The sequence below is a fragment of the Arthrobacter sp. TS-15 genome (assembly GCF_006964045.1).
Classification (GTDB): Bacteria; Actinomycetota; Actinomycetes; order Actinomycetales; family Micrococcaceae; genus Arthrobacter.
The window spans coordinates 1-5,999 of record NZ_SDXQ01000033.1; the positions used below are offsets into that span (position 1 = coordinate 1).

The following is a 5,999-nucleotide window of genomic DNA, read 5'->3' on the forward strand; positions in this document are numbered from 1 at the left end:
CTTATCCGGACTACTGAGGGTGGACGTGTGCCCATGCAGCGAAGAGGAGTCACCCCCGCCCGGCATGCCGGATTACTCAGGACCGGCCGTTAAGCCTTTCGATGAACTCATCGGCCTGGGCCAAGTTCCGCGCCATCTTTGCCCGCTGATGGACGGCCCGCTCCAAGAATCCCGCCAGCGTCCCGGTTCGTTCAGGTTCCGCGCCCTCCGCGGTGGCAAGGAGGCCAAGGATCTCGGCCATTTCTTCCAATGAGAAACCCAGGGGCTTCATCTGCTTGATGACCATGAGGCGTTCGAAATCCTCTTCCGAGAACACCCTGAACCCGCCATCTGTTCGCGCTGTTGCAGGGAGCAGCCCCACATCGTCATAGTGGCGGATGGTCCGCAGGGACAGGCCGGTCCGCTCTGCCAGTTCGCCGATGTGCATGGTGTTGGTGCTGCTGGTCTTAGCCGTCATCAGCGCCTCCGTCCTGTTCTGATTTAAACCCTACCATCACGTTAGGGTAGGGTTTAGGTAGTTGGGGTGAGACCTTCAAGACTAGTTCCCCCTCTTCCTGGCGCGGCGCTGCGCCCCTCATTCCTTCGCAGAACGAAGCCGCACTCGCGCGTCTTCTTGACCATGAACGGAGCCAGCAATGGCCGTCACCAAAGCCGGACACTCGCCGGCATTCACTCCTGAACAGCTCCAATCCGTGCGGGGAACCCTGATGTCTCCGCGCCGGCTCAAGACAGAGGTCCTCGCCGGACTCGTCGTCGCTCTGGCCCTGATCCCGGAGGCCATTGCCTTCTCGATCATCGCCGGCGTCGACCCGCGGATCGGGCTCTTCGCCTCCTTCACCATGGCCGTGACGATCGCCTTCGTGGGCGGGCGCCCGGCCATGATTTCCGCGGCCACCGGCGCGATCGCCCTGGTCATCGCCCCGCTGGTGAAGTCCCATGGAGTGGACTACTTCGTCGCCGCCGTCATCCTTGCCGGCATCTTCCAGATCATCCTGGGACTCTCCGGGGTCGCCAAACTCATGCGGTTCATTCCCCGCTCGGTCATGGTCGGCTTCGTCAACGCCCTGGCCATCCTGATCTTCATGTCCCAGGTCCCCGAACTCCTCGGCGTTCCGTGGCTGGTCTACCCCCTGGTGGCCTTGGGTCTGGTCATTGTCTTCGGCCTGCCTAAGCTCACCAAGGCCGTTCCGGCACCGCTGGTTGCCATCGTGGTCCTGACCCTCATCACTGTCTTCGCCGCTGTCGCGGTTCCCACCGTCGGCGACAAGGGCGATCTGCCCGATTCCCTGCCGACACTGTTCATCCCGAACGTGCCGTTCAGCCTCGAGACCCTGCAGATCATTTTCCCCTTCGCCCTGGCCATGGCCTTCGTGGGACTGCTTGAATCCCTCATGACCGCCAAGCTGGTCGACGACGTCACCGACACCCGCTCCCACAAGACCCGCGAAGCATGGGGCCAGGGCGTGGCCAACGTCGTCACCGGTTTCTTCGGGGGCATGGGCGGCTGCGCAATGATCGGCCAGACCATGATCAACGTCAAAGCCTCCGGCGCCCGCACCCGGATCTCCACCTTCCTGGCCGGCGTCTTCCTGTTGATCCTGGTGGTGGTCCTGGGCGGCATAGTCTCCGTGATCCCCATGGCCGCACTGGTGGCCGTCATGATCTTCGTCTCCGTGGCCACCTTCGACTGGCACAGCATCCACCCCCGAACCCTGAAGATGATGCCCAAGAGCGAAACCATCGTCATGCTCGCTACCGTCATCGGTACCGTCGCCACCCACAACCTCGCCATCGGCGTCGGTGTCGGCGTGCTCGTGGCCATGGTCCTGTTCGCCCGCCGCGTGGCGCACTTCGTCACTGTCGAACGGACCGTCAAGACCATTGGCGGCCATGAAACAGCCACGTATGTGGTCGACGGCGAACTGTTCTTCGCCTCCTCCAACGACCTCTACACCCAGTTCGAATACGCCTTGGACCCCGAACACGTCGTCATCGACATGCACGCCTCCCACCTCTGGGACGCCTCCACCATCGCCGCGCTGGACGCAATCACCGAGAAATACCACCACCACGGCAAAGACGTGAAGATCATCGGTCTTAACGACGCGAGCACTCTCATGCGCGAACGCCTCGGAGGAAAACTCGGCGCCGGCCACTGACCCGCCGATCACCGGTGAGGTCCTTTCCTCCGTGGGGGGAAGGGTCCTCATCTAGGATCCCGCAGGGTTTGAATATGCGGCCAGAAATGAGTGCAGAAGACTCCTGAACCGACACCACTGTCCGAGAGGTTCCGGCTAACCTGCGCATCCTGCTCGTCCGTCCGGTGATCATTCACTTGGATTCCTTCATGTTCCGGACTCGCGGGGTTCCGAGTTCCACGATTGCTCGGTCCTGGGGGTTCTGCAGCTTATACATTTGCGCGAGTTTCATTTCGGCACTGTTGAGCGTGACGCGAAGCCCTTCAACATCACCTAGCCAGCCGTGCTGTTCGGCTTCGGTGATGCGTTCTTCAAGGTTATCGATGATGTCTTGAAGCCGGTTGATCTGGGTGGGATCGGGACGGAGGAGAGCGCAGCGCAGACATGCGTGTTCGTGTTGGCAGCCTGTGCCGTAGGCGCGGCCGCAGCTGCCGAGGCTGAGTTTGCGCTGGACGAAGTGGGCCTCGAATTCATCCCATTCGGCGGCTGTTGGTTCGCGGTATTCCTCGGTAGGGCGGGTGACGCGCCGTTTCTCGATGAAGGTGCGGTGGTGCCGGATGACGTCTTGGGGGTAGATCGCTGCATATCCCTGTGTAGTGGCCAGGCTGGCGTGGCCCATCAGCACTTGAACGATGTGGGGCGGCAGGCCGCTGGAGAGGGCCTCGGTAGCGAAGATGCGTCGGAAGTCGTGCGGGGTGAACCTGACCTCGGATCCACCGACCTTGATGTTCGCGCGCTTTGCCAGATCATTGAGCAGCGCTGCGACGGTGGCCGTTGACAGAACCCGGTAGGGCCCGGCGCCGTAACGGCGTATGAACAGGTGAGGCAAGGGCGAGCTGAGCACTTTCTCGGCTGGGTCCCAGCGTTGTGTCAGAGGAGCGCTGCCTGTGGCCTTGGTTATCCGCGAGAGGATCCGGTAGAGGACGTGGACGAGTTCGGGACTGGCCACCATGAGCCGCTCGGTGTCGGTCTTGCTTGGGGCGACGTGCAGCAGCGGGATGGTTTCCCCGGTTGCCGGAACTTTGTAGGGCTGAATGCTCATGTGGACGAGTTCGAGGACTTCTTCGATCCTTGCCCCTGTGTGGCGGAGCGTCTCCATCAGTGCCCAAGCCCAGAACGCGTTGTCTTCCTCGAAGGAAACGTCCCGATCCTTCCCATCACGACGTATCCGTACCGGTGCTTGGTCACTGGCCTGGAAGACTTCCCAACTCTCACCAGCCACGTCGATAGAGTTGCCGGCACCGGCCGCGGTGGCAGCAGCCAAGATTTCCTCGGCGGCGCGGAGGGCCTGTTCGGCCGCCTCGACCAGGCGGGGCAGGACGGGAGCCAGTTCCCGGGTTCGTTGTTGCATGGTTGCCGTGGTGGTGCGTCGAAGCTTCAGATAACCGCGTGTTTCAGCGTAGGTTATGGGGGTTGGGGCAGCCCATTGCGCCCAGAACGCGTCTTCAAGCGCCCACTGGCTGATGTCTAGATAGAACGCCCGGACGGCGAAGTAGATGGCGTGAGCATCACGGCGTGGCGTCCCGTCGACCTTGAATTTCACGCGACTCTTCCAGCCAGCGGCTTGCTGCGGTGTTAAGGCGAACGTGTGTTGGTCAGGCGAGTGTTTCAGGATGTCGGCGAAGAAAACGCCAGCCAGGTTTCTGGCCAAACCATAGGCCGAGGAGTAGTCCAGGCTGGCCGAGCGCACCTTCAGGTAATGGATGAGCGGCTCCCGGCAAGGGCCGGTGATGTCGTAGTAGTCGACCAGTTCCTCCACGGTTCGTTGTCCCCGTCGCCTCCGTGAGGGCATGGCCCCGGATTCGTGGCTTATCCATCCCAAACCATGCAGCGCAGGCCAAACGGCGTTCAGCCCGCTCCGGCTAAAGTTGATCATCCTTCCCGGCATTTGTGCGGTCAGTTCGAGTATGTCTTCGGCGGTGATCTGGCGAATGGACTTGCCGGTATGGGCTTGAATACGCCCCAAAGTAAGCAGGCCGTTATTCGCCTGAACCGCTGAACTCGTGGCCCGTACCAGGGCTTGCTCGACCTCAGCAGTATGAACAGGGTCCCGAAAGTGGCTGAGCGCCTTCCAGAACGCGAAGCGCTGAGCAGTGATCCACCCGTAGGAAGGGCGCATGACGTCCAAGGCAAGCAGGGGACCCATCGCTGCATGGAGTGCCTGAATTTCGTTGTGACCCCCAGGATGCGGTGCCTCGGCTGACAGCCTGACCCGCCACTTCAGAGTGTCATCGCCAACCTGATCCTCGAATAGCGTCCAGCGGTCCTGCCAGGTCTCGCCCGGCAACTGGCTCAAGTGACCGAGGATTCGCCTGATCCGTGATCGATGTCGTTCAACCCGCGGCCAATAGGGACCGCAATCGACCAGACGGCCGATGATGGTTTCAATGGAGGCCGTGTTCAGAGGACCTGGCGGGACCGGTTCAGGTGCAGGTAGGGCGTGCTCCTCTTGCGGCAACGGAGTGAGGTCATTCCAGCTTCGTCGCGCGGCGCGGGTCCCCTCGGGCGGCGTGGCTTTCACTGGTTCCCCCAGAGCACCCGCAACTCGTCAGGATCATAGGGTTGCCCGGCCGGTGATCGATCGCTGGAAGTAGGAGCTTTGGTGGCCATTTTGGTGCGGTAATGCTCGATGACGTCCTCCATGTGCGGAGAGGTATAGACGGTGGTCGTATTCAGTGACTGGTGCCCCAGCAGTTCCTGGACCTCGTGAAGGCCCATTCCTCCCTCGAGCGCCCGGATCGCGAACGTGTGCCGTAAATCGTGCAGGGTCCAGTTCGCTCCGAGTATGTCGTTGCAACGCTTCAGGACAGCCCGCATGGCGTCGTAGTTCAAAGGTCGTGGCTCACCCCGCAACGTGAGCCAAACTGGCTCGTCCGGACCGGCAACACCACCTTCGAGTTGATAGAGCCGAAGCCAGACGAAGGCATCCGGGGCAGCGGGCAGCCACTGCAGTTGGCCTCCCTTCCGGTAGACCCCGATCAGCTGGTCCCCGACATTAACGCGGTCCCCGGTCAGGCCGAGCAGTTCGCTGGCCCGTGCTCCGCTGCTGACGTAGAACGCCACCAAGGCACGGTCCCTGTTGGACCGCAAACGGCGAAAAAGGTCGTTGAACTTCCCGTCCGGGATTGACCGAGGCACCCGGTGTTGTTCACGCTGACGCAAGGGTTGCCGCCTCCCGATCATGAACTCCTGGTCAGGGGCGTGGTGCGCATGAGCGCGCCCGCGGCGAAGATCAAAGGGATTCACGATGGGCCCACTGCCCACGCGAAGCTGATAGGCATAGAAAGCCTTGCAGACAGTCGTTGTGTGGTTGATCGTGGCGGGGGAGTAACGCATCCCCAGGTGCTTCTTCCCGGTGACCAGGTTCCTGCTCCCCCGTCGCTGGGGATCGCTCCGGTTCCCCACAAACTTCTCTGCCTGACGGGCCCACAACACGAAATCGCGCGCTTCGACGGACGTGGCCCGGTCCCAGCTGACATCAACAGCCCATAAGAATCGTAGGAACCGTAGCAGCGACAAGGCATAGGTTCGAAGCGTTTGCGTCGAATAGTCTGTCGCCGCAAGTTCGAGCAGGTACTCCGTCCCTGGCCCGAACTCCTTCTCCAACGCGTCAACAACGACGAATCCCGGGACTCCGGAACGGGAAACAACACGTCCAAGATCGCTGACATCCAGGTCCTCTACGCGACGGGGCGCAAAGTCAGACTCTGAGAAATTCATGAGAAAATCATGCGCCTCCCAGACACGGTTGGAACCCACGACACACACCGTGAACTGGAGACTTAGTCCGGTAAAAAAACC

At 61.6% G+C, this 5,999-nt stretch carries 4 protein-coding genes; 1 reads left to right on the forward strand and 3 read right to left on the reverse strand.

All coding sequences use genetic code 11. The annotated features are described in order from the left end of the window. Positions 1–76 precede the first annotated feature (76 nt). Complete coding sequence (locus tag EU811_RS13835; RefSeq protein ID WP_142938948.1) at positions 77–457, reverse strand: MerR family transcriptional regulator; 381 nt, start codon at positions 455–457, stop codon at positions 77–79. Between the two features lie 178 nt (positions 458–635). Here EU811_RS13835 and EU811_RS13840 point away from each other — a divergent pair, with 178 nt between their 5' ends. After that, positions 636–2,159, forward strand: coding sequence for a SulP family inorganic anion transporter (locus EU811_RS13840; protein WP_142938949.1), 1,524 nt, complete (start codon positions 636–638; stop codon positions 2,157–2,159). Between the two features lie 172 nt (positions 2,160–2,331). On the opposite strand, the gene EU811_RS13845 is transcribed toward EU811_RS13840, so the two are convergent. Together EU811_RS13845 and EU811_RS13850 are read right to left on the reverse strand one after the other, a co-directional pair. Next, positions 2,332–4,494: a tyrosine-type recombinase/integrase gene (locus EU811_RS13845; protein WP_238703408.1), complete on the reverse strand. Its 2,163-nt coding sequence runs from the start codon at positions 4,492–4,494 to the stop codon at positions 2,332–2,334. 221 nt (positions 4,495–4,715) lie between these two features. Further along, positions 4,716–5,918, reverse strand: coding sequence for a tyrosine-type recombinase/integrase (locus tag EU811_RS13850; RefSeq protein ID WP_142938951.1), 1,203 nt, complete (start codon positions 5,916–5,918; stop codon positions 4,716–4,718). Positions 5,919–5,999 lie beyond the last annotated feature (81 nt).

Coding starts and splice junctions, on each gene's coding strand:
- EU811_RS13850 (WP_142938951.1), bottom strand. CDS start 5,918: ATGAATTTCTCAGAGTCTGACTTTGCGCCCCGTCGCGTAGAGGACCTG.
- EU811_RS13835 (WP_142938948.1), bottom strand. CDS start 457: ATGACGGCTAAGACCAGCAGCACCAACACCATGCACATCGGCGAACTG.
- EU811_RS13840 (WP_142938949.1), top strand. CDS start 636: ATGGCCGTCACCAAAGCCGGACACTCGCCGGCATTCACTCCTGAACAG.